Source organism: Kribbella sp. NPDC051936, assembly GCF_040680955.1.
In the GTDB taxonomy this organism is placed as follows: Bacteria; Actinomycetota; Actinomycetes; order Propionibacteriales; family Kribbellaceae; genus Kribbella.
The window spans coordinates 572,163-598,478 of sequence record NZ_JBFAXS010000001.1; the positions used below are offsets into that span (position 1 = coordinate 572,163).

Annotated in this window: 30 protein-coding genes and 1 tRNA gene; 14 read left to right on the plus strand and 17 right to left on the minus strand. The window is 69.8% G+C overall.

Annotation, left to right across the window (positions count from 1 at the left end; translation table 11 throughout):
• Positions 1–45 precede the first annotated feature (45 nt).
• Positions 46–201, minus strand: coding sequence for a DUF6131 family protein (locus tag AB0L64_RS02915; RefSeq protein ID WP_363707080.1), 156 nt, complete (start codon positions 199–201; stop codon positions 46–48).
• Positions 183–1,643: an MFS transporter gene (locus AB0L64_RS02920; RefSeq protein ID WP_363707082.1), complete on the minus strand. Its 1,461-nt coding sequence runs from the start codon at positions 1,641–1,643 to the stop codon at positions 183–185. Before AB0L64_RS02920 ends, AB0L64_RS02915 begins: the two co-directional genes overlap by 19 nt.
• Positions 1,644–1,824: 181 nt before the next feature.
• Between AB0L64_RS02920 and AB0L64_RS02925 the strand changes: the two genes are divergently transcribed.
• Genes AB0L64_RS02925 through AB0L64_RS02935 form a run of 3 tightly spaced genes read left to right on the plus strand, consistent with a single transcriptional unit; the run spans position 1,825 to position 4,077 of the window.
• The gene (locus tag AB0L64_RS02925; RefSeq protein ID WP_363708080.1) at positions 1,825–2,178 is read left to right on the plus strand and encodes a YciI family protein; all 354 of its coding nucleotides are present in this window, start codon (positions 1,825–1,827) and stop codon (positions 2,176–2,178) included.
• Positions 2,175–3,401: a DUF6596 domain-containing protein gene (locus tag AB0L64_RS02930; RefSeq protein ID WP_363707084.1), complete on the plus strand. Its 1,227-nt coding sequence runs from the start codon at positions 2,175–2,177 to the stop codon at positions 3,399–3,401. The genes AB0L64_RS02925 and AB0L64_RS02930 overlap by 4 nt, the downstream gene beginning before the upstream one ends.
• Positions 3,402–3,420: 19 nt before the next feature.
• The gene (locus AB0L64_RS02935) at positions 3,421–4,077 is read left to right on the plus strand and encodes a hypothetical protein (protein WP_363707086.1); all 657 of its coding nucleotides are present in this window, start codon (positions 3,421–3,423) and stop codon (positions 4,075–4,077) included.
• Here AB0L64_RS02935 and AB0L64_RS02940 read toward each other — a convergent pair.
• The 3 genes from AB0L64_RS02940 to AB0L64_RS02950 are packed head-to-tail and all read right to left on the minus strand — an operon-like array spanning position 4,074 to position 6,448.
• Positions 4,074–4,625 (minus strand): DUF4240 domain-containing protein, encoded by a 552-nt coding sequence (locus AB0L64_RS02940; RefSeq protein WP_363707088.1) that lies wholly within the window; start codon positions 4,623–4,625, stop codon positions 4,074–4,076. The genes AB0L64_RS02935 and AB0L64_RS02940 overlap by 4 nt on opposite strands.
• 45 nt (positions 4,626–4,670) lie before the next feature.
• On the minus strand, positions 4,671–5,615 hold the full coding sequence (locus tag AB0L64_RS02945) for an aldo/keto reductase (protein WP_363707090.1): 945 nt from the start codon (positions 5,613–5,615) through the stop codon (positions 4,671–4,673).
• Between the two features lie 29 nt (positions 5,616–5,644).
• Positions 5,645–6,448, minus strand: coding sequence for an alpha/beta hydrolase (locus AB0L64_RS02950; RefSeq protein WP_363707092.1), 804 nt, complete (start codon positions 6,446–6,448; stop codon positions 5,645–5,647).
• Positions 6,449–6,525: 77 nt separating this feature from the next.
• On the opposite strand from AB0L64_RS02950, the gene AB0L64_RS02955 reads away from it, so the two are divergent.
• Positions 6,526–7,161: a TetR/AcrR family transcriptional regulator gene (locus tag AB0L64_RS02955; protein ID WP_363707094.1), complete on the plus strand. Its 636-nt coding sequence runs from the start codon at positions 6,526–6,528 to the stop codon at positions 7,159–7,161.
• Here the strand turns inward: AB0L64_RS02955 and AB0L64_RS02960 are convergent.
• Both AB0L64_RS02960 and AB0L64_RS02965 read right to left on the minus strand, forming a co-directional pair.
• Entirely contained in the window at positions 7,149–8,243 is a 1,095-nt protein-coding gene (locus AB0L64_RS02960; protein WP_363707096.1) for a YbhN family protein, read from the minus strand. The two genes, AB0L64_RS02955 and AB0L64_RS02960, sit on opposite strands and share 13 nt — an antisense overlap.
• Before the next feature lie 56 nt (positions 8,244–8,299).
• Entirely contained in the window at positions 8,300–9,376 is a 1,077-nt protein-coding gene (locus tag AB0L64_RS02965; RefSeq protein ID WP_359934467.1) for a LacI family DNA-binding transcriptional regulator, read from the minus strand.
• A gap of 206 nt (positions 9,377–9,582) precedes the next feature.
• Here AB0L64_RS02965 and AB0L64_RS02970 point away from each other — a divergent pair, with 206 nt between their 5' ends.
• The 7 genes from AB0L64_RS02970 (at position 9,583) to AB0L64_RS03000 (ending at position 16,819) form a co-directional block, all read left to right on the plus strand.
• The gene (locus AB0L64_RS02970; protein WP_363707099.1) at positions 9,583–9,912 is read left to right on the plus strand and encodes an L-rhamnose mutarotase; all 330 of its coding nucleotides are present in this window, start codon (positions 9,583–9,585) and stop codon (positions 9,910–9,912) included.
• A 2-nt stretch (positions 9,913–9,914) separates the two neighbouring features.
• Positions 9,915–11,078: an L-rhamnose isomerase gene (rhaI, locus tag AB0L64_RS02975; RefSeq protein WP_363707101.1), complete on the plus strand. Its 1,164-nt coding sequence runs from the start codon at positions 9,915–9,917 to the stop codon at positions 11,076–11,078.
• The gene (locus AB0L64_RS02980; protein ID WP_363707103.1) at positions 11,075–13,114 is read left to right on the plus strand and encodes a bifunctional aldolase/short-chain dehydrogenase; all 2,040 of its coding nucleotides are present in this window, start codon (positions 11,075–11,077) and stop codon (positions 13,112–13,114) included. The genes rhaI and AB0L64_RS02980 overlap by 4 nt, the downstream gene beginning before the upstream one ends.
• A gap of 10 nt (positions 13,115–13,124) precedes the next feature.
• Positions 13,125–14,567, plus strand: a complete 1,443-nt coding sequence (locus AB0L64_RS02985) for an L-fucose/L-arabinose isomerase family protein (protein ID WP_363707105.1) — start codon at positions 13,125–13,127, stop codon at positions 14,565–14,567.
• Positions 14,564–16,021: a rhamnulokinase family protein gene (locus AB0L64_RS02990; protein ID WP_363707107.1), complete on the plus strand. Its 1,458-nt coding sequence runs from the start codon at positions 14,564–14,566 to the stop codon at positions 16,019–16,021. Before AB0L64_RS02985 ends, AB0L64_RS02990 begins: the two co-directional genes overlap by 4 nt.
• 5 nt (positions 16,022–16,026) lie before the next feature.
• Positions 16,027–16,269, plus strand: a complete 243-nt coding sequence (locus AB0L64_RS02995; protein ID WP_355693208.1) for a LuxR C-terminal-related transcriptional regulator — start codon at positions 16,027–16,029, stop codon at positions 16,267–16,269.
• A gap of 73 nt (positions 16,270–16,342) precedes the next feature.
• Positions 16,343–16,819 (plus strand): hypothetical protein, encoded by a 477-nt coding sequence (locus AB0L64_RS03000; protein ID WP_363707109.1) that lies wholly within the window; start codon positions 16,343–16,345, stop codon positions 16,817–16,819.
• Between the two features lie 3 nt (positions 16,820–16,822).
• Here the strand turns inward: AB0L64_RS03000 and ilvA are convergent, their stop codons facing one another.
• Positions 16,823–18,103, minus strand: a complete 1,281-nt coding sequence (gene ilvA / locus AB0L64_RS03005; RefSeq protein WP_363707111.1) for a threonine ammonia-lyase IlvA — start codon at positions 18,101–18,103, stop codon at positions 16,823–16,825.
• A gap of 230 nt (positions 18,104–18,333) precedes the next feature.
• Here ilvA and AB0L64_RS03010 point away from each other — a divergent pair, with 230 nt between their 5' ends.
• From AB0L64_RS03010 to AB0L64_RS03020, 3 genes are all read left to right on the plus strand, one after another.
• The gene (locus AB0L64_RS03010; protein WP_363707113.1) at positions 18,334–19,215 is read left to right on the plus strand and encodes an HIRAN domain-containing protein; all 882 of its coding nucleotides are present in this window, start codon (positions 18,334–18,336) and stop codon (positions 19,213–19,215) included.
• A gap of 148 nt (positions 19,216–19,363) precedes the next feature.
• Complete coding sequence (locus AB0L64_RS03015) at positions 19,364–19,594, plus strand: hypothetical protein (protein WP_363707115.1); 231 nt, start codon at positions 19,364–19,366, stop codon at positions 19,592–19,594.
• Between the two features lie 5 nt (positions 19,595–19,599).
• Positions 19,600–20,181, plus strand: coding sequence for a class I SAM-dependent methyltransferase (locus tag AB0L64_RS03020; protein WP_363707117.1), 582 nt, complete (start codon positions 19,600–19,602; stop codon positions 20,179–20,181).
• Here AB0L64_RS03020 and AB0L64_RS03025 read toward each other — a convergent pair.
• The 9 genes from AB0L64_RS03025 to AB0L64_RS03065 all read right to left on the minus strand — a co-directional run bounded on the left by AB0L64_RS03025 (position 20,161) and on the right by AB0L64_RS03065 (position 26,316).
• On the minus strand, positions 20,161–20,556 hold the full coding sequence (locus tag AB0L64_RS03025) for a VOC family protein (protein ID WP_363707119.1): 396 nt from the start codon (positions 20,554–20,556) through the stop codon (positions 20,161–20,163). The genes AB0L64_RS03020 and AB0L64_RS03025 overlap by 21 nt on opposite strands.
• Positions 20,549–21,052, minus strand: coding sequence for an SRPBCC domain-containing protein (locus tag AB0L64_RS03030; RefSeq protein ID WP_363707121.1), 504 nt, complete (start codon positions 21,050–21,052; stop codon positions 20,549–20,551). The genes AB0L64_RS03025 and AB0L64_RS03030 overlap by 8 nt, the downstream gene beginning before the upstream one ends.
• 14 nt (positions 21,053–21,066) lie before the next feature.
• Entirely contained in the window at positions 21,067–21,384 is a 318-nt protein-coding gene (locus tag AB0L64_RS03035; RefSeq protein WP_355693194.1) for a metalloregulator ArsR/SmtB family transcription factor, read from the minus strand.
• Between the two features lie 43 nt (positions 21,385–21,427).
• A complete protein-coding gene (locus AB0L64_RS03040) occupies positions 21,428–22,387 on the minus strand; it encodes an alpha/beta fold hydrolase (RefSeq protein ID WP_363707123.1) in 960 nt (319 codons plus the stop codon).
• Positions 22,388–22,391: 4 nt separating this feature from the next.
• Positions 22,392–22,850, minus strand: a complete 459-nt coding sequence (locus AB0L64_RS03045) for a hypothetical protein (RefSeq protein WP_363707125.1) — start codon at positions 22,848–22,850, stop codon at positions 22,392–22,394.
• Positions 22,851–22,905: 55 nt separating this feature from the next.
• Positions 22,906–24,489, minus strand: a complete 1,584-nt coding sequence (locus AB0L64_RS03050) for an LCP family protein (protein ID WP_363707127.1) — start codon at positions 24,487–24,489, stop codon at positions 22,906–22,908.
• A 367-nt stretch (positions 24,490–24,856) separates the two neighbouring features.
• Positions 24,857–24,946, minus strand: a tRNA-Ser gene (locus tag AB0L64_RS03055).
• Between the two features lie 75 nt (positions 24,947–25,021).
• Positions 25,022–25,912, minus strand: coding sequence for an LLM class flavin-dependent oxidoreductase (locus AB0L64_RS03060; protein WP_363707129.1), 891 nt, complete (start codon positions 25,910–25,912; stop codon positions 25,022–25,024).
• Complete coding sequence (locus AB0L64_RS03065) at positions 25,903–26,316, minus strand: TIGR03618 family F420-dependent PPOX class oxidoreductase (RefSeq protein ID WP_363707131.1); 414 nt, start codon at positions 26,314–26,316, stop codon at positions 25,903–25,905. Before AB0L64_RS03065 ends, AB0L64_RS03060 begins: the two co-directional genes overlap by 10 nt.

A 26,316-nucleotide genomic window follows, 5' to 3' on the forward strand; every position in this document is an offset into this window, starting at 1 on the left:
GGATGATCCGCGGGGTTCTGCTCGATCCGGCCTTGGGGTGCCGGATCAGTACCAGTGCCTTCGTCCGCCGACCGCGCGGCCGGTCGCTCCGAGGATCCAGAACACCGCGCCGATCAGCAGCAGGATGATGCCGATCGTCCACAGGATCGAGATGTTGAGGACGAACCCGAGAATCAACAGGATCAGTCCGAGGATGAGCATGGAGCCTCCTTCTCAGGGGGCCGCCGGGCGGAAGTGGCGACCACGGACGTCAGGTGCCCACTCTTCGCGCCGTGAACCTCCAACACTTGTTTGATCAGCGCGCATCCGGCGAAGCCGATCGCGAGGAACACCCACACGCCCGCGAACGCGACCCGGTAGCCGTGGGTCAACGCGATCGGCGTAGTCCCCGACGTACTCGCTGTAGCCACCGCGGAGACAGCCGCGACGCCGACCGCGCCGCCGATCTGGAAGCTGGCGTTCTGCAGACCGGAGGCGACCCCGGCGTCCTCGCCGGCCGCGTCGCTGAGCGAGGCGATCGAGCCGGCGACGGTCCCCGCGCCCAGTCCGGCGCCGAAGATCGTCAGACCCCAGAAGGCCAGCTCGAAGTACCCGGACGTCACGGTGAGCCGGGTCATCAACGTCGTCCCCACTCCCGCGACCACCAAGGAGACGAACGCGACGCGGCGCGGTCCGACGCGTGTGACGAGGTGCTGACCGATCATCGACGCCACGACCGCGGATGCGGCGAGTACGGCGGACATGAGGCCGTAGCGGATCGCCGACGCGCCCAGTGCGAGCTGTGCGTACTGCGTGTAGACGAAGTTGAGCCCGAATGCCGCCAGACCCCAGCTGATCGTGATGAGGTTGCCGCCGACCAGTGCACGGGAGCGGAAGATCCGGAGCGGTACGAGCGGTGCGGCAGAGCGCTTCTCGACGGCGACGAACAGTACGAAGAGCGCCGCGGCCAGGAGCAGCAGCAGAACAGTCCGGGACACCGATGCCTCCGGCGCCTCGATGACGGCGTACACCAGCACGATGAGCGCGGCAGTGACTGTGACGGCCCCGGCCACGTCGAAGCCGCGTCGGCCCGGTCCGCGGCTGTCCAGCAGCAGTACGGGCGCCAGTGCGACGACCAGGACGCAGACCGGCACGTTGATGAAGAAGATCCACTGCCAGCCCAGTCCGTCGGTGACAGGTCCGCCGACGAGCGACCCCGCCGTACCGCCGACGCCGCTGGTCGCGCCCCAGATGCCCAGCGCCTTGTTGCGATCCGGGCCGGACGGGAACGTCGTCATGACGATCGACAACGCGCTTGGTGCCAGTACGGCGGCCGCGGCGCCTTGCAGGCCACGGGCGAGGACCAGTGCGTCACCGCTCCACGCGAACCCGCACAGCAGCGAGGATCCGGCGAAGAGCACCAGTCCGGTCATGAACACGCGCCGCCGGCCCAGCAGGTCGGAGATCCGGCCGCCGAGCAGCAGCAGGCCGCCGAACATCAGCGCGTACCCGCTGGGCACCCACTGCACGCCGCCGGTCGAGAAGGTCAGTTCCCGCTCGATCGACGGTACGGCGACGAGCACGATCGAGGCGTCCAGGATGATCATGAACCCGGTCAGACAGAGCAACGCCAGCGCGAACCATCGCTTCGAATGCGAAACCATCAGCCATCTCCAGTACGGCGGGGACGCCCGGGCTGAGCGTCACTCGCCGGAGACGTCGGTGCCGGCCCGGTGGACTTCGACATTCCGGATCTGTCGAAGTACGGCTGCTCTGTTTCGACGTACCTGTTGACTGGGGGTCACAGCGGCCCTCGCCGGGGACAGGATGGTGACTGTGAAGTACATGCTGCTGATCTACAGCAACGCCGAGAGCTGGGAGAGCCTGTCGGCCGAGCAGCGCGACGGTCTGAGCCGTGCGCACGAGTCGCTCACGCGGGAGCTGCTGGAGCAGGGCCTGCTGGTCAGTTCGGCCGGACTGGCGGATCCGATCACCACACGGACCGTGCAGGTGCGTGACGAGACCACGACCACCACGGACGGACCCTATGCCGAGGCGAAGGAGCACCTGGCCGGGTTCTACCTGGTGGAGTGCGAGGACATCGACCAGGCGATCGGTTACGCGGCACGGATGCCCGACGCCGAGTACGTCGCTGTGGAGGTGCGGCCTGTGATGGACATGTCAGGACTGGAAATGTGAGCGACTTCGAACTGCTGCTGCGGGAGCAGGCGCCGCAGGTGCTCAGTGCGCTGGTCCGCCACTACGGCCACTTCGACCTGGCCGAGGAGGCGGTCCAGGAGGCGCTGCTCGCGGCCACGCAGCAGTGGCCGTCCGAGGGCGTGCCGGACAACCCGCGGGGCTGGCTGATCAGGGTCGGGTCGCGGCGGCTCACCGATCTGCTCCGGAGCGAGTCCGCCCGGCGGCGACGGGAGGAGAATGCGGCGCAGCTCTCGGCCCCGGAGGAGTTCGTCGCCTCCGGCCCGGAGATCGACGATCCGGGCGGCCGTGACGACACGTTGACGCTGCTGTTCCTCTGCTGCCATCCGGCGTTGTCGCCGGCGTCGCAGATCGCGCTGACGTTGCGTGCGGTCGGTGGTCTCACCACGGCGCAGATCGCGGCCGCGTTCCTCGTGCCGGAGGCAACCATGGCGCAGCGGATCAGCCGGGCGAAGCGGAGCATCAAGCAGGCCGGCAGCACGTTCGAGATGCCGCCGGAGGCCGAGCGGAACGAGCGGATGGTCGCCGTACTCCATGTGCTCTACCTGATCTTCAACGAGGGCTACACCGCCTCGTCCGGTACGTCGCTGCACAGCGCGGAGCTGACCACGGAGGCGATCCGGCTTGCTCGTGGCGTGCGGAAGCTGCTGCCGGACGACGGGGAGGTCGCCGGGCTGCTCGCGCTGATGTTGCTGACCGACGCGCGACGGCCGGCCCGGACCGGGGACGACGGGACACTGATCCCGCTGGCCGAGCAGGACCGCTCGCGGTGGAACCGCGCCGCCATCGTCGAGGGCGAGGCGATGGTGAGCGATGCCTTGTCCCGCAGCCAACTCGGCCCGTACCAGGTGCAGGCGGCGATCGCCGCGGTGCATGACACGGCGGAGCGTGCGGAGGACACGGACTGGCGCCAGATCGTCGCGCTGTACGACGTACTGGAGCAGCTGGTCGACAACCCGATGGTGAAGCTCAACCACGCGGTCGCTGTCGGCATGGCGGTCGGCCCGAAGGAGGGCCTCGCCGTACTCGAGCCGCTGGAGTCCGACGACCGCATGAACCACCGGCTGGAAGCGGTCCGCGCACACCTGCTCGAGATGGCCGGTGAGCTGGCCGCTGCGCGCGAGAGCTACCTGCTGGCGGCGCGCCGTACGACGAGCACGCCGGAGCGGAACTACCTGCAGTCGAAGGCGGACCGGCTGACCTGAGGTCGCGTAGGTTGGACGCGTGGACCTCACGAGGGCGTCACTCCTCCGGGAGATGCTGACCGGTACCGAGCTGGGCAGCCGGACCACACAGTTCGGCTATGCGCTGCGACGGTTCACGACCAGGCGCAGCGGGCTGATGCTGTTCGGCCCGGCCGACGAGGAGCCGTGGCACCTGACGGCGCACCTGGACGACGAGCTGCACCGTGCGGGGATCGAGGACATGCGGCCGTCACTGGTCCGCTGGGCGCCCCCGCCGGACGCACCACCGCACCTGGCGATCGGACTGGACCGGCTGCGCGACGCAGGGCGTGGTGAGTCGCTCCTGGTGGTGGCCGAGGACGCGCCGGGGGAGACGCTGCTGGAACGGATCAGCGACGTCCGCCGGCGCGGTACGACGATCTTCAGCATCGGGAACGGGGACAACGAGCTGACATCGCTCAGCCACGAGACGCTCGTACCGGAACTGCTGATCCCGGAGGGCTTCGGCTGGACGAGCCGCGAGCTCTACGACGAACCCCAGGCCGCGGTGACCGAGGTGGAGCCGCAGACCTCGGAGGGCTTCGAGACGGCCCAGCACCTGGTCAGCCTGGCAGCGGCGGACACGGAGGCCGGGCAGCCCGGCTGGCGCCGCCGGCTCCGCAACGCCATCGAACGCCTCGGTGGCGAACCGACCTAGACGTTGAGGTACAGCGCGGCCAGCCGGGGCAGGTGAGCTTCCAGGTCGTCCTGGTCGTCGAAGTCGATCTCGGTGCCCGCCGGGACGTCCGGAGTGTCCGGCGCGTCGGCGTCGACCGCCTTCCAGTACGCCGCCTCGTCGCCGGTCACGTTCTTGTAGGCGTGGCTGGCGACGTGCAGCATCCCTTCACCGTCGAAGCCCTCGAAGTCCTCCGGCCGGTCCTCGTCCACCACGTCCGCGAGCGAGTCCGGGTCGGCCAGCGCGGCGTCCCAGACCTCCCGGCCCTGGGCGACCAGCCAGCCCCGGAACGAGTCGAATCCGTCCTCCGAGGCGCCGGAGTTGACCAGGTAGGCCGCGGCCCACAGGTCCCACCGGTACGACTCGACCTGCAACCGTGCGAGCTCGGTCCCGAACCCGACGATCTCCTCGGCGTCCGCCGCACCCAGCACCTTGGTCAACGCGTCCGCGACCCCGTCCGGATCAGCCACGGTGTCATCCACCGAGGCCCGCGCATCCTCGACCAGACCCCAGAACCCATCCCTGTCCACCCTCAAACCATCTCACCGACCCCCGGTCCAGCGGGAGGGCGAGAACTACCAGACCTCGTCGAGTTGGCGGCGCTGGTCGGGGGTGAGGGTGAGGCGGGTGCCGGTCAGGGCGGTGGTCAGGTAGTCGGGGGTGCTGATGCCGACGATCGGGGTGACGGCGGGCGTGCCGCCGGCGAGCCAGGCCAGGACCACTGCGGAGCGGGTGGTGCCGAGGGACTCGGCCAGGTCGGTCAGGGCTTCCAGGCGGCGGGTCGTGCCGGGGTGGTCGAAGGCGGGGTCGATCGGGCGGTCGGTGCGGTTCTCGAAGCCGCCGGACATCAGCGGGCTGTAGGCGAACAGTTGCTGCTCCGGGTTGTTCTCCGCGTAGTCGAGGACCTCGTCGGTGATCCAGCCGAAGCGGTGGTCGTGGATGTGATCGCGGACGAACGGCCGCGGCTGCAGGTACGAGTAGCGCAGTTGCAGCGCGCTCGGCGCCATCACGCCCAGCTGGTTCGCCAGATCGCGCATCCGCTCCACCCGCCAGAGCGCCCAGTTCGACAGGCCGAGGCGGCCGATCGTGCCGGCCGCGGCGTGCTTGCCGAAGGCTGCGACGGTCTCCTCCAGCGGAGCGGTCCGGTCGTCGCGGTGTGCCCAGTACAGGTCGATGTGGTCGACCCCGAGACGACGCAGCGAGGTCTCGAGCGCCGCGTCGATCGCCTGGGCGCCCAAGCCTTCCGAGTGCTCCGGCCAGCTGCCCGGCCAGAGCGGTTCACACCCCACCTTGGTCGCCAGCTTGACCCGGTCCCGGACGCCGGGTCGCTGCGCCAACCATCTCCCGAGCAGCTCCTCGCTCTGCCCGCCATGACCGCTCGGGTCCTGCCAGAACGCGTAGCAGTTCGCGGTGTCGATCCACTCACCGCCGGCGTCCACGTACTCGTCCAGCAACCGGAACGACGTCTGCTCGTCGATCCGCGTTCCGTACTCCATTGCTCCCAGTGCAAGATTCAGCATGTTCCAGATCAAACCGGCTGGAGCGCGCTCTAGGTCAAGCCCGCGAATTCCCGCAGCACCGGGGCCAGTGTCGACGCCTCGGTCGCGTGGTTCTCGCCCGGGATCGCCTGCAACGTGGCGGTCGGCAGACGCTCGGCCACGGCCCGGGCGCCGGCGGACAGCGCGGGCCAGGTCTGGTCGCCGTGCAGCACCAGGACCGGCACCTTCACGCCGGCCCACCGGTCGGCCGGCAGCGGGTTGCCCGACATGGTGGTCCCCATGATGCGGCCGTCGTACGAGATCGTGTGCGCGATCTCCTCGACCGGTGCCCAGTACGGCGACTGCTTCATTCCCGGGATCGCCTCGGCGGGCATCATCGCGGCCGCGGTCATGAAGAGCTCGGCGGCCTTGTCCCGCCGCCCCTCGGCGACGAACGCGTCGAGCTGCTCGACGTAGTCGGACGGCAGCGGCGGCCGGACGTCGTCGACGACGACCGGCGGCTCGAACAGCGCCAGCCCGGCGATCGGCAGCCCGGCGGCCGCGGCGTCCAGCGCCAGCAGGCTGCCCGACGACCAGCCGAACACGATGGCCGGCTGCCCGGCGTCCTCGATCAGCGCGGCGATGTCCTCGATCTCCCGCTGGATCGCGTACGGCGCGGTGTCGCCGCTCCCGCCGCGGCCGCGCCGGTCGTACACGTACGTCCGGAAGCTGTCGCTCAGCAGTTGCCCGACCTCGGCGTTGATCGGGTTCACGGCCCGGTGCGCCGTCGCGCCGTCGACCAGGATCAGCGGTCTGCCCTCGCCGTACGCCTCGAACGCGATCGCGGTGCCGTCGGCCGATGTCACGGTGCTCATGGTGGTTCTCCTCGCTCTGCGGAAACTAGACCGTACAGTACTCGGCAGAGAACTGGACTGTCTAGTATGATTTCGGGATGGAGCAGGTGGAGATCGAAGGCCGGACGCCCCGCAAGCGCCGCGCGATCCTGGCCGCGGCGACCGAGGTGTTCCTGCAGCACGGGTACCTCGGCGCGAGCATGGACGAGGTCGCGGCGAAGGCCGGCGTCTCCAAACAGACCGTGTACAAGCAGTTCGAGAACAAGGAGCGCCTGTTCACCGAGATCGTCCTCGGCACCAGCGACCAGCTGATCGACGGCCTCCAGCAGGCGTACGCCGAGACGCTCGAAGGCGCCGCCGATGCCCGCGAGGCCCTGCGGGCGCTGGCGCACCGGCTGCTCCAGAGCCTCACGGCCGACGGCGTGCTCCAGCTCCGCCGGCTGGTGATCGCGGAGGCAGACCGTTTCCCCGAGGTGTGCGGCGCGTGGTTCACCAGCGGCTTCGAGAAGTCGCTCGAGGCGCTGGGGCAGGCGTTACACCGGCTGAGCGAGCGCGGTCTGCTGCGCGAGCTCGACGACCCGACGCTGGCGGCGTACCAGTTCGCCGGGCTGGTCATGTACAAGCCGATGAACCGCGCGATGTTCGCGGGCACCCGGCAACGGCCAAAGCCCGGTGAGCTGGAAGGTCTCGCCGACCGCGCGGTCGACGTCTTCCTGGCGGCCTACGGCGCCTGACCCTCCTCGTCTTCCGTGACGGGAGGCGGCGTCTGGGCTCTCGATGGATCGGTGACGTGCCGATGGATTCTCCAGCCCGCCCAGGCCAGCAGCCCCACCGGGATCGGCAGCCAGAAGGAGACGAGCCGGTACAGCAGCGTCCCGATGAGAGCGGTGTCCGCGCTGACCCCGATCAGGACCAGCAGCGCGGTGAGACCCGCGTCGACGAAGCCGAGACCGCCCGGCGTGATCGGGATCATGGCGAGGGCCTGGGCTACGACATAGGCCATCAGCACCTCGGACGGGCGGGCGTGCGCATCGAGGGCCACCAGCGCGGCCACGAGTGCGGCGTAGTCGAACATGCGGTTCGCGGCGGCCGCGAAGGCCGCGGCCCACCAATGGCCGTCGAAGGCGGCGGCAACCCGGTTCCGCTGCGTGACCAGCAGAGCGGAGCAGCTGTCGGGGGTCACACTGCGCTTGACCACGTGGATGACGCGACCGGCCGCACGACCGATCCACACGAGGAACCGGTGCCACTTGAGCGCGGTGAGCCCGAGACCGACGATGACGATCGCCATGATCAGCGAGACCAGGAGGCCGAGCTCGAGCTGCCTGGCCGGCGGTGGACCGATCAGCAGGGCGGGGATCGTGAGGAGCGGCAACAGCAGCAGCACGGCGGTGGTGATCAGGCCCATCGCGGTCAGCGCGGAAGCGACGACGCCGGCCGGCTCACCGGCTTGGATCAGGAGTCTGGCTTGGAGGACTCCGCCGGTGGCAGGGCCGCCCGGGACGACCTTCGCGGCCGCGTTCCCCGCCAGCTGCGCCGTCGCGATCGTGCCCCAACCCACGGGGACCGGTGGTGACTCCTGGTCCCCGGCAGGGCGGGCCATGGCCAGCCTGGCGAGCCACCACAAGGCGGCGAAACTGCAGGCCTCCAGTACTGCGAGGACCGGGAACCACCACGGTTCGATATCCGCCAGGCGCGGCCAGGTGCCGAAGAGGGACAGCAGGCTCGGTGCCACGATGTAGAGCCCGGCACCGGTGATCGCCAGGCCGACAGCGCGGCCGCCCCACCGCCGTACCAAGCCCCCAGCGAAGCGCATGTCTCACCCCGCACAAAGATCCCCTCGCTTCGCCACCATACCGCGAGGTGCTGAGCTCAGAGGGTCCCTCGGGTCGAGGTCCGAACGACGAGCTCGGGCGTGAAGGTGACCCGCTGGTGCTCGTGGTCCGGGTTCGACGACTCGTCCAGCAGCAGCTCGGCTGCCGTCCGGCCGAGCAGTTGCCGAGGCTGGCGCACCGACGTCAGCGGTACGGCGGCCGCCTCCGCGAACTCGATGTCGTCGTACCCGACGATCGCGAGGTCCTCCGGCACGCGCAGTCCCAGACTGACGCACTGCTGCAGCAATCCCAACGCCAGCAGGTCGTTCGCGCAGAACGCCGCGGTCGGGCGGCGATCCGCCGGGAGGCCGGCGAGTCGTTGCCCCGCGCCCCTGCCTTCGGCGACGGTGAGTGCGCCGGTGGTCAGCTCGATCAGGTTCGACAGCGGCTTGCCGGCGGTTCGCAGTGCGCGCCGGGCGCCCTCGCGGCGGTCGACGACCTGACCGATCGTGTTCGGCCCGCCGACGTACGCGATCCGCTCGTGGCCGAGCTCGAGCAGATGCGAGATCGCCAGCTCGCCGCCGAGGATGTCGTTCACCGCGACCGAGCAGTGCTCCGCGTCGTCGAGTGTCCGGTCGACCACGACCACCGGCGTACCGCGCGACGGCAGCTTGCGCAGGCGGGACGAGTTCTGGTCGATCGGCGTGATCAGGATGCCCTGGACGCGTTGCTGCTCGAGCAGGTCCAGGTACGCCGCCTCGCGGTCCGCGTCCTCGCTGCTGGTGCAGAGGAACACCGAGAGCCCGGCCGCCTGCGCCGCCTCCTCGACACCCTTCGCGACGTCGGTGAAGAACGGGTTGCCGGCGTCGAGCATCAGGTAGGCGAGGATCCGGCTCGAACCGGCGCGCAACTGACGGGCCGACTCGTTGCGGACGAAGCCGAGCGAGGCCATCGCCGCCTCGACCTTGGCCCGGGTGAGCGGGCTGACCACCTCGGGGCGGTTCAGCACGTTCGACACGGTGCCGAGTGAGACGCCGGCGGCCGCCGCCACCGCCTTCACGCCGGCCGCGTGCGGCTTCGGGGCGCGCCGGCGGCGAGTGCGCTCGGGCAGGGCTTCCGCATCGTCCACGGACACGAAACCTCCCGGCGCACTTGAAACGTCTTAGCTGCCGAAGGATACCCGGTTCTCCCCGGATCTCCGTGGCGGCAGTCCGGGATCGGTCGCGAAAGCTGGTCAGACTCTTGACGCCCACCCGCACCCGCGCATAGCGTCGTGGGGCGCTCTTGAAACCTTTCATCGCCGTCTGCGCAGTCCCGACCGCCCTACGTACAGGTGCCGCCGTGAATCGTTACTGCTTCTGCCTGCAGGTCCGGCCCGACCGGCTCGACGAGTACGTCGAGCGGCACCGCGACGTCTGGCCCGACATGCAGGCCGCGCTCCGGGACTCCGGCTGGCACAACTACTCGCTGTTCCTCCGCGACGACGGCCTGCTGATCGGATACGTCGAGTCCGCCGACCTGGACGCGGCGCAGAAGGCGATGGCGGCCACCGAGGTCAACGCCCGGTGGCAGGCGGAGATGACCGAATTCTTCACCGGGATCGACGGCCGGCCGCCCGACGAGTCCTTCCTGCTGCTCCCCGAGATCTTCCACTTGAAAGAAGAGGACTGACCATGACGACCGATGCCGTAAGGGCCGCCCTGAGCCGCCAGGAGATCGAACTGCCGTCGTGGGCGTTCGGCAACTCGGGCACCCGGTTCAAGGTCTTCACCCAGCCCGGCGTACCGCGGTCGCCGGAGGAGAAGATCGCCGACGCGGCCGTCGTCCACAAGTACACCGGTGTCGCGCCGAGCGTCGCGCTGCACATCCCCTGGGACAAGGTCGACGACTACGCGGCGCTGGCGGCGTACGCCAAGGAGCAGGGCGTCCGGCTCGGAGCGATCAACAGCAACGTCTTCCAGGACGACGACTACAAACTCGGCAGCGTCACGAACCCGGACCCGGCGGTCCGCCGGAAGGCCACCGACCACCTGCTCGAGTGCGTCGACATCATGGACGCCACCGGGTCCCGCGACCTGAAGCTGTGGTTCTCCGACGGCACCAACTACCCGGGCCAGGACGACATCCAGGACCGCCAGGACCGGCTCGCCGCCGCCTTGAAGGAGGTGTACGACCGGCTCGGCGACGATCAGCGGATGCTGCTCGAGTACAAGCTGTTCGAGCCGGCCTTCTACACCACGGACGTGCCGGACTGGGGTACGTCGTACGCGCACTGTCTCGAACTGGGGCCGAAGGCAACGGTCTGTATCGACACCGGGCACCACGCGCCGGGGACGAACATCGAGTTCATCGTGGCGTTCCTGCTCCGCACGAAGAAGCTCGGCGCGTTCGACTTCAACAGCCGGTTCTACGCCGACGACGACCTGATGGTCGGCGCCGCGGACCCGTTCCAGCTGTTCCGGATCATGAACGAGATCGTCCGCGGCGACGCGCTCGACCCGGACCGCGGGATCGCGTTCATGCTCGACCAGTGCCACAACATCGAGGAGAAGATCCCGGCGATCATCCGTTCGGTGATGAACGTCCAGGAAGCCACCGCGAAGGCGCTGCTGGTCGACCGCGACGTGCTGCGCGCCGCCCAGCAGTCGGGCGACGTACTCGGTGCGAACGCGGCGCTGATGGACGCGTACAACACCGACGTCCGGCCGCTGCTCGCCGACCTGCGCGAGTCGCAGGGCCTGGATGCGGATCCCGTGGCCGCCTACAAGCGCAGCGGGTACTTCGAGCAGATCACCAAGGACCGCGTCGGCGGTCAGCAGGCGGGATGGGGAGCATGAGAGTGAGCGACACTGCAGCCGAACTCGTTGCGCGTAGCAACCGACTGGGTGCCGATCCGCGCAACACCAACTATGCGGGCGGAAACACGTCCGCCAAGGGGACGGCGACCGATCCGGTGACCCAGGACCCTGTCGACCTGGTGTGGGTCAAGGGTTCCGGTGGCGACCTCGGCACGTTGACGGCAGCGGGTCTCGCCGTGCTGCGGCTCGACCGGCTGAACGCGCTGGTCGACACCTATCCGGGCGTCGAGCGTGAGGACGAGATGGTCGCCGCGTTCGACTACTGTCTGCACGGCAAGGGCGGTGCGGCGCCGTCGATCGACACCGCGATGCACGGACTGGTCGATGCCCCTCATGTCGACCACCTGCACCCGGACTCCGGGATCGCGCTGGCGACCGCGGCCGACGGCGAGAAGCTCACCGCGGAGTGCTTCGGCGATCGCGTCGTGTGGGTGCCGTGGCGCCGCCCGGGATTCCAGCTCGGGCTGGACATCGCCGCGGTCAAGCGCGACAACCCGCAGGCCATCGGCTGCGTCCTGGGCGGCCACGGCATCACCGCGTGGGGCAACACGTCCGAGGAGTGCGAGGCCAACTCCCTCGACATCATCCGTACGGCGGAACGCTTCCTCGCCGACCGTGGCACCGCCGAGCCGTTCGGTGCCGTGGTCGCCGGATTCGAGCCGCTCGACCCGGCGGAGCGGCAGCTGAAGGCAGCCGCGCTGGCGCCGGTGATCCGTGGGCTGGCGTCGACGGACAAGCCGCAGGTCGGCCACTTCAACGACTCCGACGTCGTGCTCGAGTTCACCGCCCGCGAGAAGCTGGCCGAGCTGGCCGCGCTCGGGACGTCCTGCCCGGACCACTTCCTGCGGACGAAGGTACGCCCGCTGGTGCTGGACCTGCCGGCGAATGCGCCGCTCGAGGACGCGGTCGCGCGGCTGAAGGAGCTGCACGCGGCGTACCGCGAGGACTATGCGGCGTACTACGACCGGCACGCCGAGGCGGACAGCCCGGCGATGCGTGGTGCGGATCCGGCGATCGTGCTGGTGCCGGGGGTCGGGATGTTCAGCTTCGGCAAGGACAAGCAGACCGCGCGGGTGGCCGGCGAGTTCTACGTGAACGCGATCAACGTGATGCGCGGCGCCGAGGCGGTGTCGACGTATGCGCCGATCGACGAGCGGGAGAAGTTCCGGATCGAGTACTGGGCGCTCGAAGAGGCGAAGCTGCAGCGGATGCCGAAGCCGAAGCCGCTGGCCACCCGGGTCGCCTTCGTCACCGGCGGCGGTTCGGGGATCGGCAAGGCGATCGCCCAGCGGCTCGCCGCGGAAGGCGCCTGCGTCGTGGTCGCGGACCTGGACCTCGCGGCCGCCGAGGCGGTGGCGAAGGAGATCGGGTCGTCCGACGTGGCGGTCGCGGTCGGTGCGGACGTGTCGTCGGCGGACGCGGTCGAGGCGGCGTTGCGGCAGGCGGTGCTGGCCTTCGGCGGCGTCGACCTGATCGTCAACAACGCGGGCCTGTCGATCTCGAAGTCGCTGCTGGACACCACCGAACGGGACTGGGACCTGCAGCACGACGTGATGGCCAAGGGCTCGTTCCTGGTGTCGCGGGCCGCCGCGAAGGTGCTGATCGACCAGGGCATGGGCGGCGACATCGTCTACATCTCCAGCAAGAACTCCGTGTTCGCCGGGCCGAACAACGTCGCGTACGGAGCGGCCAAGGCTGATCAGGCGCACCAGGTCCGGCTGCTCGCGGCCGAGCTCGGCGAGTACGGGGTCCGGGTCAACGGCGTGAACCCCGACGGCGTCGTCCGCGGCTCCGGGATCTTCGCGGGCGGCTGGGGCGCGAAGCGGGCCGCGGTGTACGGCGTACCGGAGGAGGAGCTCGGTGCGTACTACGCGCAGCGGACCCTGCTCAAGCGGGAGGTGCTGCCGGAGAACGTCGCGGCCGCGGTGTTCGCGCTGACCGGCGGCGACCTGACGCACACGACCGGTCTGCATGTGCCCGTCGACGCCGGCGTGGCTGCCGCCTTCCTGCGTTAGGAGTTGCCGGATGACCGAGCCCGCCGCCCACCGGGGTCTGCAACGGATCACGCCACGCCGGACCCGGATCGGTCTGGTCGCCGGCGGGCTGGGTGCGTACTGGCCGCAGTTCCCGGACCTGCTGCCACAGCTGCAGGCGTCCGCGCGGCGAGTGTCCGAGCGGTTCGCGGCGCTCGACTGCGAGGTGGTCGACGTCGGGTTCATCTCCGACGCGCAGGAGGGCGCGGCGGCCGCCGAGAAGCTGCGGGTGGCCGACTGCGACCTGATCGTCGGCTTCCTCGCGACGTACATGACGGCGTCGATGCTGGTGCCGGTCGCGCAGCGCAGCGGCGCACCGGTGCTGCTGCTGAACTTGCAGCCGACCGAGGCGATGGATCATGCCTCGTTCGACACCGGCGCCTGGCTGGCGTACTGCGGGGCGTGCCCGCTGCCCGAGATGGCGAACGCGTTCGAGCGGTGCGGGATCGACTTCCGCTCGGTCTCGGGATACCTCGAGGACGAGCGGGCCTGGGCGCGGATCGACCGGTGGATCCGCGCCGCCGGTGTCCGGGCGGCGTTGCGGCACGGACGGCACGGCCTGCTCGGCCACCTGTACCCGGGCATGATGGACGTCGTCACCGACCCGACCCTGGTGTCCGCGCAACTCGGCGGGCATGTGGAGATTCTGGAGATCGACGACCTGCGGGTGCGGGTGGAGCAGGTCACGGAGGTGGAGACGTCCGCCCGGATGGGGCTGGCGGGTGAGCTCTTCGAGCTCGACGACTCGGTGCAGCTCGAGGACTTCCGCTGGGGTGCGACGGTGTCGGTCGCGCTGGACCGGCTGGTCGAGGACTTCGCCCTCGATTCGCTGGCCTACTACCACCGCGGGCTGGACGGCGAGACGCACGAGCGAATCGCGGCCGGGATGATCCTCGGTGCTTCGTTGCTGACGGCAAGGGGTGTGCCGGCGGCCGGTGAGTACGAGCTGCGGACGTCGCTGGCGATGCTCGTGATGGACCGGCTCGGCGCGGGCGGGTCGTTCACCGAACTGCAGGCGCTGAACTTCCGCGACAACGTGGTCGAGATGGGCCACGACGGGCCTGCGCACCTGGCGATCTCGGCCCGGAAGCCCTTGCTGCGCGGGCTCGGCGTGTACCACGGTAAGCGCGGGTGGGGCGTGTCGGTGGAGTTCGACGTACAGCAGGGTCCGGTGACGTTGTGCGGGCTGGGCCAGCGGCGGGACGGGTCGTTCAACCTGATCGCTTCCGAAGGCACCGTCGTACCGGGACCGCTGCTGCAGATCGGGAACACGACGTCGCGGGTCGACTTCGGGTGCGATCCCGGCGAATGGACCGACGCGTGGTCGGCGTCCGGGGTCGCGCACCACTGGGCGCTCGGTACGGGCCACCGCGCCGCCGACCTGGCCGCGGTCGCCGATCTCCTGCACCTCGACCTCACGGTGGTCGCGCCGTGAAGCGGGTCGCCGCGGTGGACCTGGGCGCGTCGAGCGGCCGGGTGATGCTCGGCTCGGTCGGTCCCGAGGTGCTGGAGTTGCGCGAGCTGAACCGCTTCTGGAACGGCCCGGTGCGCGTCCACGGCGCCCTCCACTGGGACCTCCTTCACCTGTACCGCTCCGTACTGGACGGCCTCCACCTCGCCGGCCGGATCGACAGCGTCGGCATCGATTCCTGGGCCGTGGACTACGGCCTGCTCGACGCCTCCGGTCGCCTGTTGGGCAACCCCGTCCACTACCGCGACTCCCGCACCGACGGCGTGCTGGAGCACGTCCTCTCGACGATCTCCGCCGCTGAGTTGTACGCCGTGACCGGGGTGCAGCAGCTGCCCTTCAACACCATCTACCAACTCGCTGCCGAGGAACTGCCGGCCGACGCTGCCACCTTGCTGATGATCCCGGACCTGCTGGCGTACTGGCTGACCGGAGAGATCGGGGTCGAGCGGACCAACGCATCAACTACCCAGCTGTACGACGTGTCGCGCCGGGACTGGAGCGATGAGCTGATCTCGCGGGTGCCTGCTCGGGTCGGGGGTGCGCGTTCGGGTGGCGGCTTGCCGCGGCGGGTGTTTCCGCGGCTGTGGGAGCCCGGTGACGTGATCGGGACCGCGTTGCCGGACGAAACTGGGCTGGCGCCGGGGATTCCGGTGGTTGCCGTGGGATCGCATGACACGGCATCTGCTGTGGTCGCGGTGCCTGCGGCGGACGATCGGTTCGCGTACATCTCGTCCGGGACGTGGTCGCTGGTCGGTCTCGAGCTCGACGCGCCGGTGCTGACGGATGCGGCGCGGGAGGCAAACTTCACCAACGAAGGCGGCGTGGACGGGCGGATCCGGTTCCTGCGCAACGTGATGGGGCTGTGGATCCTGCAGGAATGCCAGCGGGTCTGGGGTGACGACGACCTCGCCGGCCTGCTGCGGGACGCCGCCGACGCGCCGCCGTTCGCCGTACTGATCGATCCGGACGCGACCGAGTTCCTTGCCCCAGGCAACATGCCGGCGCGGATCGAGGAGCACTGCCGGGCCACCGGGCAGGACGTGCCGCGGTCCCGCGGCGCGGTGGTCCGCTGCATCCTGGAGAGCCTCGCCCTCGCGTACCGCCGCACCCTGCGCGCCGCGCAGACGATCGCGGACCGGGACGTCGACGTACTGCACGTGATCGGCGGCGGATCGCAGAACGAACTGCTCTGCCAGCTCACTGCCGACGCGTGCGGCGTGCCCGTGCTCGCCGGACCGGTCGAGGCCTCCGCGCTGGGCAACGTCCTCGTCCAGGCTCGCGCCCTCGGCGAGCCCTTCCCGGACCTGCGCGCGATGCGCGCCCTGGTCCGGTCCACCCATTCTCTGCGGCGCTACGCCCCGCAGGGCAAACCGGCCGACTGGGACGCCGCCGAGTCCCGGCTTTTCGGAACCAGGTGATCCGTATGACCGTCCTCTCCCAGGAATTCCGACCGCTCGCTCGCAGGGTGCCGCCGCGCGAGATCAGTCATGACGACCTCCAACTGCTGCGGCTGCTCGCCACCGGGCTGCCGGTGGACGGTGTCGCCCGCCGGCTCGAGCTGTCCGAGCGGACCGTGCGCCGGCGGACCCGCTTGATCTGCGACCGGCTCGGCTTCAGCACCGCGATCGAAGCCATCGTCTGGGCGGCGCGCCGCGGTCTGGTCTGAGCACGCCGCACGGCGTTAGGCGGCGACGGCTCCGGGTACCGGAGGTTCTGATCATCGAGCCTAGGGAGGACCGATGGACGGAATGACCGTTGTCTGGATCGTCGTCGCAGCCGCCGTGCTGGTCATCGTGATCGCACTGATCGCGGGTGCGATGTCGAAGCGCCGCAGTGAACGTCAGCGGCAGGAGGCCTACGAGCACGAGCAGCACGCCAGGACGAGCGCGATGCACGCCGAGCGGCAGCAGGCCGCGGCCGACGAGGTCGACGCCAGGGCGCGGAAGGCGCAGGCGATCGCCGACGAGAAGGCCGCCGAGGCACGCCGCCTGTCCGCCGGAGCGAGCGAGCGGCGCGACGCGGCCGCCGGTGCCCGCAGGGAAGCCGACGAGCACCGCGACCAGGCCCAGAACTTGTGGCCGGACGACAACACCGACGGCACCATGAGCCGCGACGGTAAGGCCGGTGCCGTGGACGAGCAGCCGGTTCACGACGAGAGCTGGGACGACGGGACGCATCCGCACGATCCGCGGCATCCGAAGTACTCCGAGCACTGACGCTCAGATCAGGTACCGGAACTCCGGTGAGTTCGGGTTGATGCGCTCGATGTCGAGCGGGGCGGCCTCCATCCGCGACAGCAGCAGCGGGAGGTCGTCCCGGCTGCTGATCTCGATGCCCACCAGGGCGACACCGGTCTCGCGGTTGTTGCGCTTCACGTACTCGAACAGGGTGATGTCGTCGTCCGGCCCGAGCGTCTCGTCGAGGAACGCCCGCAAGGCGCCCGGCTCCTGCGGGAACGTCACCAGGAAGTAGTGCTTCAGCCCTTCGTACACGAGTGATCGCTCGAGGATCTCGCCGTACCGGCTGACATCGTTGTTCCCGCCGGACAGCAGACACACCACGGTCTCGCCCGGACGGACGTCGAGACCGTTGCCCAGGGCACTTGTCGACAAAGCGCCCGCGGGCTCGGCGATCAGTCCGTCGGTCTGGTAGAGCGCGAGCATCTCCGAGCACACGAGCCCCTCGGGCACCGACATCAGCTCCACGCCGGCGTCTCGCACCAGCGGGAGCGTCACGTCGCCGACGCGGCGCACGGCGGCGCCGTCGACGAAACTGTCCAAGTGCGGCAACGTGACAGGCTTGCCGGCCGCGAGCGCCGCCGCCATGCTCGCCGCACCACCCGGCTCCACGCCGACGATGCGTACGCCGGGATGCCGCTCGGCGATCCACGTTGCAACCCCTGCAACGAGACCGCCGCCACCGACCGGAACCACGAGCACGTCGGGGGCGTGGCCGAGCTGCTCCACCAGCTCGACGGCGACAGTCCCTTGTCCCGCAACGGTTCTCGGGTCGTCGAACGCCGGCACCATCGTCGCGCCGGTCGCCGACGCCTCCGCGATCGCCGCGGCCGCCGCGTCGTCGTACGTGTCGCCGGTGACGATCACCTGGATCTGCTTGCCGCCGAGCGCCGCGATCCGGTCCCGCTTCTGGCGCGGCGTCGTCCGCGGCACGTACACCTTGCCGTGCACGCCGAGGATGTGGCACGAATACGCCAGCCCCTGACCATGATTGCCTGCACTCGCACACACCACGCCCGCGGCCTTGGCGGTGTCGTCGAGCTGCGCGATCAGGTTGTACGCACCGCGAAGCTTGTAGGAACGCCCGATCTGCAGGTCCTCCCGCTTCAGCCAGACCTGCGCCCCGGTGCGCTCGGAGAGGCGGAGATTGCGCTGCAACGGTGTACGGACGGCGACGCCGTCCAAGCGCTTGATGGCGGCCTCGATCGCTTCGGCGTCAACAGTCGATACTGTCGATCGAGCCACTGAACTACTGCCCTGCATGGTGTTCCTTCCCGTGCATTTGCACGATCTTCGCCGATTCGCTCGCTGCACAAGACGATTCGCGTCCACAGTCCGGACCGGCGGATACCTTTGCGTATCAGACTCTTGCACCATGCGTGAAACGGCTCTTCACTGGGCATCTTAGTTTTCATACGCTCACTGGGTGTAACGGCCAGGCCCCTGGAAGAGATGAGCCGGGTAGAAGCCGGACAGTGAGGACTGGAGGGCACATGGAACTGATTCCGTTCAGTCTGTGGGGCGACGCTTTGTGGTGCGGTCAGGAAGTCGTGCGGGAGGCCCCGCACGAGCAGGCGATCCGTAGCCTGTTCCCGGACCCCATCCCGGCGCGCGGCGCAGATCTGGACACCGAGGCGGACCTCGTCCCGGAACCGCACAACCGTTTCGACCCGCGGTCGATCGCCGTCAGGGTGCAGGGCAAGGTTGTCGGCTATCTGCCGAGGGACGACGCGCACCGGTACCACCCGGTGCTGTCAGAACTGGTGGCGCAAGGCCTGCAACCGCAGGTGCCGTGCCACCTGTGGGTCAGCGAGTGGACGGCGGCGAACTGGGAGGGAGCGGACGCCGGCGGCAACGGACCCCAGGGCACCGAGTTCCACGCGAGCGTCGCGGTCGCCCTCGGGCAGCCGCACATGCTCGTGCCGGTGAACCTGCCCCCGCCAGGCAGTTTCCACCTGCTGCCGGCCGGCAGCGGCATCGTGGTGCCGGGCAGCGAGGTGCATCCCGACATCCTGGCGCCGTTCTTCCGCGCGGAAGGCGAATGCTGGGCGTACGCCACCATGCACGCGATCGAGGAGGAGGACACCATCCAGGACCGGCACCGGATCGTGGTCGAGGTCCGGCTCGACGACGAACCCGTCGGCCGGCTCAGCGCACGGCTGAGCGCCGAGTTCCTGCCGGCGATCCACTACCTCACCGACATGCGTGCCGAGACCGCCGCCCGGGTCACCGTCCGCGGGGACCGGACCGCATCGGAGGTGATTCTCTACGCGGCGCGGAGTCACGACCTCCCGGCCACCTGGCCGGACGGGCTGGCTCGCTCCCCAGTCGCGTCCCCGCAATGGCACTACTGGGCGACGAAAGAAGCCAACTAGGCGGCTGCGCAGTACTGACCATGCCTCACCAGGCCGGTACTGCGGAGCTACTTCTCATGACGCCGGGCAGTTCCCTCCGGGAAGCTGCCCGGCGCCGTTGCCGACGGCATCAGGCGTCGGTGGACGGGTGGTGACGTACCTTGGGCGTATGGCGAACGCACCTGCCTGCCCGGTCTGCGGGCAACGAGGAGTGCCGATCCTGTACGGGCTGCCGACCCCGGTCGCGCGGGAGGCGGCGGCAGCCGGCAAGGTGCGGCTGTTCGGGTGCGTGATCCCGCCGGAGCCGGACAACTGGACGTGCCCGCAGGACCACACCTGGCAGGCCGACGACGACCAGGTGCTGACGGCCGCGATCGACGCGGCACTCGGCCGGAAGTGAGCAGGATGCGGGAGGCGTGGAACCACAACATTCACTACCACCCGCAGATCCTCCAGGCCGTGCCGCCCGGCGCCGAGCGCGCGCTGGACGTCGGCTGCGGCGAGGGCATGCTGGCCCGGAAGCTGCGCGGCGTCGTACCCCAGGTGACCGGCATCGACCTGCACACGCCGAGCTTGGAGTTGGCGCGTAGCCACGGCGACGACATCGAGTACGTCCACGGAGATTTCCTGGCGTATCCGCTCGAGTCGGCGGCGTACGACGTGATCGGATCCGTCGCCACCATCCACCACGTCGACGCCCGCACCGCCCTGCTCCGCCTGCGCGACCTGCTCCGTCCCGGCGGCGCTCTGGTGGTGATCGGCGTCGCACGGTCGAACCTCCCGCGCGATCTCCCGCGCGAATTGGCCGGCGTCGCCGCCAGTTGGGCACATCGCGCCGTCAAGGGCCACTGGGAACACCCGTCCCCGACGGTCTGGCCCCCACCCGTCACGTTCCCGGAAATGCAGTCCCTGGCCGCTGACCTCCTACCTGGAGCGACCTTCCGCCGCCATCTCCTCTTCCGCTACTCAATCACCTGGAGAAAGTGACGAGGCGGTTGCGGCTTCGGTGTCCCACGTGGACAGGCAGAACGGGTGGCCGGCCGGGTCGGTGTAGACGTAGCAGTGGTCGGAGTTCGGCTGGTGGTCGTGGAGTTTGGCGCCCGCGGCAAGGACTCGGGCGCCGGTCGCGGCGAGGTCGTCGACGTAGAAGTCGAGGTGCATTCGCATGTCGCTGCCGGGCCATTGTGGTGGCTCGAAGTCGTCGACCTGTTGGAAGCCGAGGGAACCGTTCGGGCCCGTGACAGCGGCCCAATGCGTCGTACCGCTGGCGGTTCCGCCGGTGATCTCGGCGTAGAACCGGGCGAGGGCGAGCGCGTCGGGCGCGTTCAGCGTGGTGCCTTCCAGCCGGATCGTGTCAGACATCACTACCTCGGTACGCCGGGGTGAGCTCGGTCCAGCGGGCATGCCACTCCGGCGCCGGCTTTTCCTCCGACCAGCCGTCGGCGTGGGCCGGACCGTCGAGCGCGAGCGCACGGCCGAGGTCTTCCAGGTGGATCTGCCAACCGGCGCCGTGGAAGTGCATCGAGCCGATCGGCAGGCCGCGCTCCTCCACCACCAGCTTGGTCTGTGACCCGACCGGAGCGAGCCAGGCCTCGAGTTGGCCCTCGTCGTCGGTGCCGGGCTCGGTGGTGAGCAGCAAATGGTGCGGAGCCTCGCAGCTGTCGATCCGCACCGCGCCGCTCCACGTGCTCGTGAAGACGGCGTGGATCGTCTCGCCCTCGTGCAAGCCGCCCGACACCTTGGCGATCCAGCGCGCCAGTCGCTCCGGCGTCGTGCACGCCGCCCACAAGTCCTCGATGTCGGTGTCGTAGACGTCCTCGACGCGCACCGCGCCGCGGGTTTCGTCCAGAGCTCGCATCGTCCCGGTGATCCTCACTGCGACGCCTTCTTTCCTCGAGCGATCTCGGTGTGCAGGGCGTCGAGCCGGTTCCGCCACAGTGCGCGGTAGCCCTCGAGCCACTCGTCCACCTCGACGAGCGCCTCCGGCCGCAAGCTGTAGATCCGCCGCTGTGCCTCCTGCCGTACGTCGACCAGCCCCGCCTCCCGCAGCACCCGCAAGTGTCGGGACACGCCGGGGCGGGCGATCGGCAGCGCGTCGGCCAGCTCACCGGCCGTCGCCGGATGATCCCGCAGGATCTCCAGCACCGTGCGCCGGCTCTGATCCGCCAACGCCTGCAACACCACGTCCATGGCGCTAATGTACCCAAGTAGTTACGTAACCACAAGGGTACATTCAGAGCTTGGCGCCGATCAGCTGGAAGATTTCGTCGTGCGCGCCCGGGAGGTCGTCGTGCCCGAAGTCGGGGTAGCTGCGGACCTCCTTCGGCGAGGTGATCTTGTTGTACGCCGCGAATTGCGTGGACGGCGGGCAGATCTGGTCCTCGAGCCCGGTGAACAGCGTGACCTCGGCCCGGATCCGCGGTGCGAGGTGCTGGATGTCGATGTAGCCGAGGGTGGTGAAGACCTCCTCCTGCCGGAGGTGCCGCGGGTCGCGCTTGCGGAACCAGGTGACGATCTCGTCGTACGGCGAGGTCTCCAGGTTCAGGTCCCACGTCCGCTGGTAGTCGGACAGGAACGGGTACACGCTCGCGGTGTACTTGATCGTCGGCGTCAGCGCGGCCGCCACCAGCGACAACCCGCCGCCCTGGCTCCACCCGGTCGTCGCGATCCGGGCCGCGTCGACCTCCGGCAGGCCGCCGATGATGTCGGCCAGCCGCCGCGTGTCCAGGAAGACGTGCTTGTACAGCAGCCCGTCCGGCCCGGCGTCCAGCCCGTGCACCAGGTGGTGCTGCAGCGAGAAGGCGTTGGCTTCCTGCGACGGCGTACGGAACCCGACCTGTTCGCGGACGTCGAGCGCCGCGACCGTGAAGCCGCGCGCGGCGTACGGCAGTAGCTCGACCCACTTCGGCTGCTCACCGCCGTACCCGTGGAACAGCAGCACGGCCGGCCCGGTCGGCTCGGCGGGACGCAGCACCTTCGCGTGCACGCGGTAGCCGCCGGTCCCGGTGAAGTACAGGTGCTGCGCCGTCGCGGTCGTCAGCGGGAAGTCGGCGGCGTCGACGAACTCGGCGTCGGCCGCGACCTCGTCCAGTGAGAGCAGCGCCTTGTCCCAGAACGCGTCGAAGTCCGCGGGACGCGGATTCGTGCCCTGGTAGGTCAGGAGTTCGTCGTACGACAGGTCGAAGGAAAGCACCGCATCATTCTGCGTCGCCGGCGTCCTCGGGGGCAGTCCCGTCCCAGATCGTGTACCCGTGTGCGGCGTTCAGCTTGTCCCGCAGCGCGGTCTCCAGTTCCTCGACCCGCCCGGGGGCCAGCCACGAGACCGGCAGCAGGATCGGGTGGTCGGGGTTCTTGGTCCGCAGCACGATCGCCTCGCCGTGCGTGGTCTCGACCCGGCCGACCTCGGTGATGTCGGTCCAGGGCGTGCGCAGGCCGCGGACCTCGATGTCGCGGTCGCGGAGCCGCGCGACCTTGGGCGGCCGGGCCAGGATCCACAGGCCGCCGATCGCGATCAGGCCGCCGAGCGTGACGAACACCGACACCGCGACGCTCGGCAGCCCCAGCGCCCAGAGCACCGCGGCCACCCCGAGAATGATCAGCCCGGCGGCCAGGATCCCGAGGAACCGCCCCGCCCGCATCCGGTACGTCGTCCGCATCGCCACAGGATCTCATCCGCCCGGGGTGACCGGATCAGAAGGCCCGAGCCGGAGGTCAGTTGCCGGTCTGGCTCGGGTTGTAGGCGCAGGCGTCGTTGAGGTTCTGGGCCTCGCCCGGGGTCGCCGTCGGCTTCGGCGGCGTCGTCGGGCGCTTCGTGGTGGTGCTGCTGGTCGGCTTCTTGGTCGGCTTCGCGCTCGGGGTCGAGGCGACCGGGTTCGTCTTCGGGGCGATCGCCTTCTGGATGATCTCCTGCATCGCCGTGTAGTCCGGGTTCTTGCCGGTCGGGAAGTTCTTGTTCTTGTCCAGGTCGATGTTGGTGACCTTGGCGTTCTTCACCTTCAGCGCGAGCTGGATGAACGCCGCCAGGATGTCCTGCGGGATGTCGGTGCGCAGCAGCTGCTTCCCGGCCTTCGCGATCTGCTGGTACGACGTCACCAGGGTCTGCGGGTTCGCGCTGCTCACCAGCGCGTGGATCGTGCAGCGCTGGCGCTCCTGACGCGACGGGTCGCTGAGGCCGTAGCGGCCGCGCGCGAACCACAGCGCGTGGTAGCCGTCGAGCTTCTGTTCCGGGCCCGGCTCGATGTACCCGCTGGGCTTCTTCTCGCTGTTCGACCCGGGGCCGGCGCCGTAGTCGCCGCCGATCGGCACCCGGTAGTTCACGTTCACCGTGATGCCGCCGAGCGCGTCGATGATCTGCCGGAAGCCGGCCAGGTTGACCTGCATGTAGTAGTCGATGTCCAGGCCGAGCGCGGCGCTCGCGGCCAGCTTGACCACGTCCGCGCCCTCGTTGTCGGTCTGGCCGAGGATCCCCGGGTGCGCCTTCGGGACGTTCTCGTACATCGCGTCGAGGTAGTACTCCGGCTGCTCGACGTTGCCCAGGTTCGGGTCCCAGAAGCCGTCCGGGTACGCCTTGTGCAGCGGCGAGTCCTGCGGGAACGGCATCCGCATCCAGTTCCGGCTGAGCGAGATCAGCGCGGTGTCACCGGTCTTGGTGTCGATGCTGGCCACGATCACCGTGTCGGTCCGGACGCCGGTCCGGCCGACGCCGTCGTCGGCGCCGAGCAGCAGCAGGTTCAGCCGCGGGATCTTTGCCCACGGGTCGCTCTTGTTCACCTTCGGCCGGGTCGCGCTCTTGGAGTTGCCCTCGGACTGGAACACGCTGCCGACCAGGTCGCGCTGGGCCATCACGGTCTGCGCCGCGACGGTCGTCGGGACCGCGATCGCGAAACAGAGCAGCCCGACGAACATCGAGCCGGCCAGCCGGCCGGTGTAGGTCATGCTGACCGGGCGGAGCAGCTTGTGCGACGCCACCACGGTCCAGATCCAGCCGGCGCCGAGCAGCACGACCGCGCCGGTCGCGATCAGCAGCTGGCGTGGGGAGACGAGCAGGGCCAGCACCGAGTCGCGGTGCGTGAGGCCGACGTACGCGGCGATCAGCAGCAGGCCGATGCTGATCGTGAGGACGAAGGCGCCGAGCTTCTTCCGGCCGCCCATCAGCAGCCCCGAGCCGGGGACCAGAGCGCTGAGCAGGGTCAGGCCGATCGCCTTCGACGCCGTCCGGGCGCGGTGCGAACGGGCACGGGACCGGCTGGCCCGCGGCGCTGCCCTCCGACCGGCTGCGCGAGTGCTTCGCGACATGGCTCCGTTCCCTGATCGACGACGTGACGACCCCTCCGTCGGCCGCGCGCAGCGGCCCACGGTACATCAGACGCCCACGCCGCCCACTTGGTTGACGTGATGCTGTCGACCCCCGTCGATGCCCGCCAGCGTACACATCCACCGGCCGACACACCGAAGGTCCCACCCCGAACACTCACAGTCGCCACCCCACTCACCCTCCTCAAGCCAATCGGAGGTGAGTCGCCCCACCGAAGGCTCGTGGGCACCCACGCCGCGCGGGGGGTCCGGGGGGCGAACCCCCCCGGGCGGGCCCCGGGGGTTGCACCCCCGGAAAAACAACCGGAGCTCCCCGTCTGCGCTTTCTGCAGACAGGGAGCTCCCAGAGCGGAGGCGGCGGGATTTGAACCCGCGAGAGGGGATTACCCTCAACCCGCTTAGCAGGCGGGCGCCATCGACCGGACTAGGCGACGCCTCCTCCGACGATCCCCACGCGGGGGACACGACGACGGCCAAGACTATCCGGTGGACCCGCCCGGCAGCAAAAGCGGGGTCAGCTGCTCAGCGATTGCTTCGCTTCGGCGACCAGTTCGACCGTCCGCGGCGTCATCGGCTCGGGCGAGACGATCAGGTGCTGTACGCCGAGCTTGCGGTACCCCGCGGCCGCCTCGGGCAGCTCCTGGACGGTGATCGCCTTCGGACTGGGATCCGGTACGGACTGGTCCGGGTCGCGCACGATGATCCCGGCCGTCGCGGTCACCGACCCCGCCGGCTTGCCTGCCGTCTCGACTGCCTGGCGGAGGGTCTCGAGGCGCTCTTCCACCTGCAGGTCGGGGGCGCCGTACCAGGCGGTGTTCCAGGCGTCGGCCCACTGGGCGGTCAGCCGCATCATGCGCGGCCGGTGGCCGGCGACCAGGATCGGGATCCGGTGCGGCGGCGCCGGGTCGAGGTCGGCGTCGCGGACGGAGTAGTACGTGCCGTCGTACGTGACCGTCTCGCCGCGGATCAGCCGCGCGACAATCTCCAGCCACTCGGCGAACCGTCCGACGCGATGGTCGGTCGGCAGCCCGAAGGCCTCGTACTCCGGGTCGTGCCAGCCGGCGCCGACACCGAGCGTCAGCCGGCCGCCGGAGACCTCGTCCAGCGTCACGGCCATCTTCGCGGTCAGGCCGGGATCGCGGAACGATGCGCAGAGCACCATGTTCCCGAGCTCGACCCGCTCGGTGACCGCGGCGACCGCGCTCAGCAGGGTCCAGCTGTCGTGCATCCCGAAGACCTGCCCGTCCGGGTCCCGGTAGAGGAAGTGGTCGGCCAGCCAGACCGAGTCCAGGCCGCCCTGATCGGCCGCCTCCGCGACGGCCCGCACGTCCTTCCAGCCCGGCATCCCGCCGCCCGGCCCGTCCCCGGCGCCCAGCGGAAGCATCACACCGATCTTCAGGTCCACGGTCCGACACCGCCGATCTTCTCGACACTGATGTGCGTGATGTACCCGGCCGGCAGGTCGTCACCCGGCAGGAACTCCGCGTCCGGACCGAGGTAGGTCTTCGCGAGCTCCCGCAGTACGCCGACCGCGCCGCCCTCGGTGATCCGGGCGGTGCCGGTGACGATCAGGTACTCCGCCAGGCCCATCTCGTTGACCCGGTCGGTCTCGATCGACAACGCGACCCGGCCGTCCCGGCGGATGTTCCTCACCTTGCGGTTGTTCGGCACGTGCGCGGCGATGATCTCGTCGCCGTCGAGGCCGACCCAGACCACCGAAACCTGCGGGCTGCCGTCGGGGTTCAGGGTCACCAGGTGGCCGAGGGCATCGGATTCGAGCACGGCTCGCGCACTCTCAGGGATTCGCAT

What these genes read in the sequence shown, in the direction of transcription:
- rhaI (WP_363707101.1), top strand. Translation starts at nt 9,915, where the DNA reads ATGACGACCGATGCCGTAAGGGCCGCCCTGAGCCGCCAGGAGATCGAA.
- AB0L64_RS03010 (WP_363707113.1), top strand. Translation starts at nt 18,334, where the DNA reads ATGGAACTGATTCCGTTCAGTCTGTGGGGCGACGCTTTGTGGTGCGGT.
- AB0L64_RS03020 (WP_363707117.1), top strand. Translation starts at nt 19,600, where the DNA reads ATGCGGGAGGCGTGGAACCACAACATTCACTACCACCCGCAGATCCTC.
- AB0L64_RS02915 (WP_363707080.1), bottom strand. Translation starts at nt 201, where the DNA reads ATGCTCATCCTCGGACTGATCCTGTTGATTCTCGGGTTCGTCCTCAAC.
- AB0L64_RS03050 (WP_363707127.1), bottom strand. Translation starts at nt 24,489, where the DNA reads ATGTCGCGAAGCACTCGCGCAGCCGGTCGGAGGGCAGCGCCGCGGGCC.
- AB0L64_RS02985 (WP_363707105.1), top strand. Translation starts at nt 13,125, where the DNA reads ATGACCGAGCCCGCCGCCCACCGGGGTCTGCAACGGATCACGCCACGC.
- AB0L64_RS02955 (WP_363707094.1), top strand. Translation starts at nt 6,526, where the DNA reads ATGGAGCAGGTGGAGATCGAAGGCCGGACGCCCCGCAAGCGCCGCGCG.
- AB0L64_RS03025 (WP_363707119.1), bottom strand. Translation starts at nt 20,556, where the DNA reads ATGTCTGACACGATCCGGCTGGAAGGCACCACGCTGAACGCGCCCGAC.
- AB0L64_RS03045 (WP_363707125.1), bottom strand. Translation starts at nt 22,850, where the DNA reads ATGCGGACGACGTACCGGATGCGGGCGGGGCGGTTCCTCGGGATCCTG.
- AB0L64_RS03035 (WP_355693194.1), bottom strand. Translation starts at nt 21,384, where the DNA reads ATGGACGTGGTGTTGCAGGCGTTGGCGGATCAGAGCCGGCGCACGGTG.
- AB0L64_RS03015 (WP_363707115.1), top strand. Translation starts at nt 19,364, where the DNA reads ATGGCGAACGCACCTGCCTGCCCGGTCTGCGGGCAACGAGGAGTGCCG.
- AB0L64_RS02960 (WP_363707096.1), bottom strand. Translation starts at nt 8,243, where the DNA reads ATGCGCTTCGCTGGGGGCTTGGTACGGCGGTGGGGCGGCCGCGCTGTC.
- AB0L64_RS02995 (WP_355693208.1), top strand. Translation starts at nt 16,027, where the DNA reads ATGACCGTCCTCTCCCAGGAATTCCGACCGCTCGCTCGCAGGGTGCCG.
- AB0L64_RS02920 (WP_363707082.1), bottom strand. Translation starts at nt 1,643, where the DNA reads ATGGTTTCGCATTCGAAGCGATGGTTCGCGCTGGCGTTGCTCTGTCTG.
- AB0L64_RS02925 (WP_363708080.1), top strand. Translation starts at nt 1,825, where the DNA reads ATGCTGCTGATCTACAGCAACGCCGAGAGCTGGGAGAGCCTGTCGGCC.
- AB0L64_RS03065 (WP_363707131.1), bottom strand. Translation starts at nt 26,316, where the DNA reads ATGCGAATCCCTGAGAGTGCGCGAGCCGTGCTCGAATCCGATGCCCTC.
- AB0L64_RS03030 (WP_363707121.1), bottom strand. Translation starts at nt 21,052, where the DNA reads ATGCGAGCTCTGGACGAAACCCGCGGCGCGGTGCGCGTCGAGGACGTC.
- AB0L64_RS02950 (WP_363707092.1), bottom strand. Translation starts at nt 6,448, where the DNA reads ATGAGCACCGTGACATCGGCCGACGGCACCGCGATCGCGTTCGAGGCG.
- AB0L64_RS03000 (WP_363707109.1), top strand. Translation starts at nt 16,343, where the DNA reads ATGGACGGAATGACCGTTGTCTGGATCGTCGTCGCAGCCGCCGTGCTG.
- ilvA (WP_363707111.1), bottom strand. Translation starts at nt 18,103, where the DNA reads ATGCAGGGCAGTAGTTCAGTGGCTCGATCGACAGTATCGACTGTTGAC.
- AB0L64_RS02980 (WP_363707103.1), top strand. Translation starts at nt 11,075, where the DNA reads ATGAGAGTGAGCGACACTGCAGCCGAACTCGTTGCGCGTAGCAACCGA.
- AB0L64_RS02945 (WP_363707090.1), bottom strand. Translation starts at nt 5,615, where the DNA reads ATGCTGAATCTTGCACTGGGAGCAATGGAGTACGGAACGCGGATCGAC.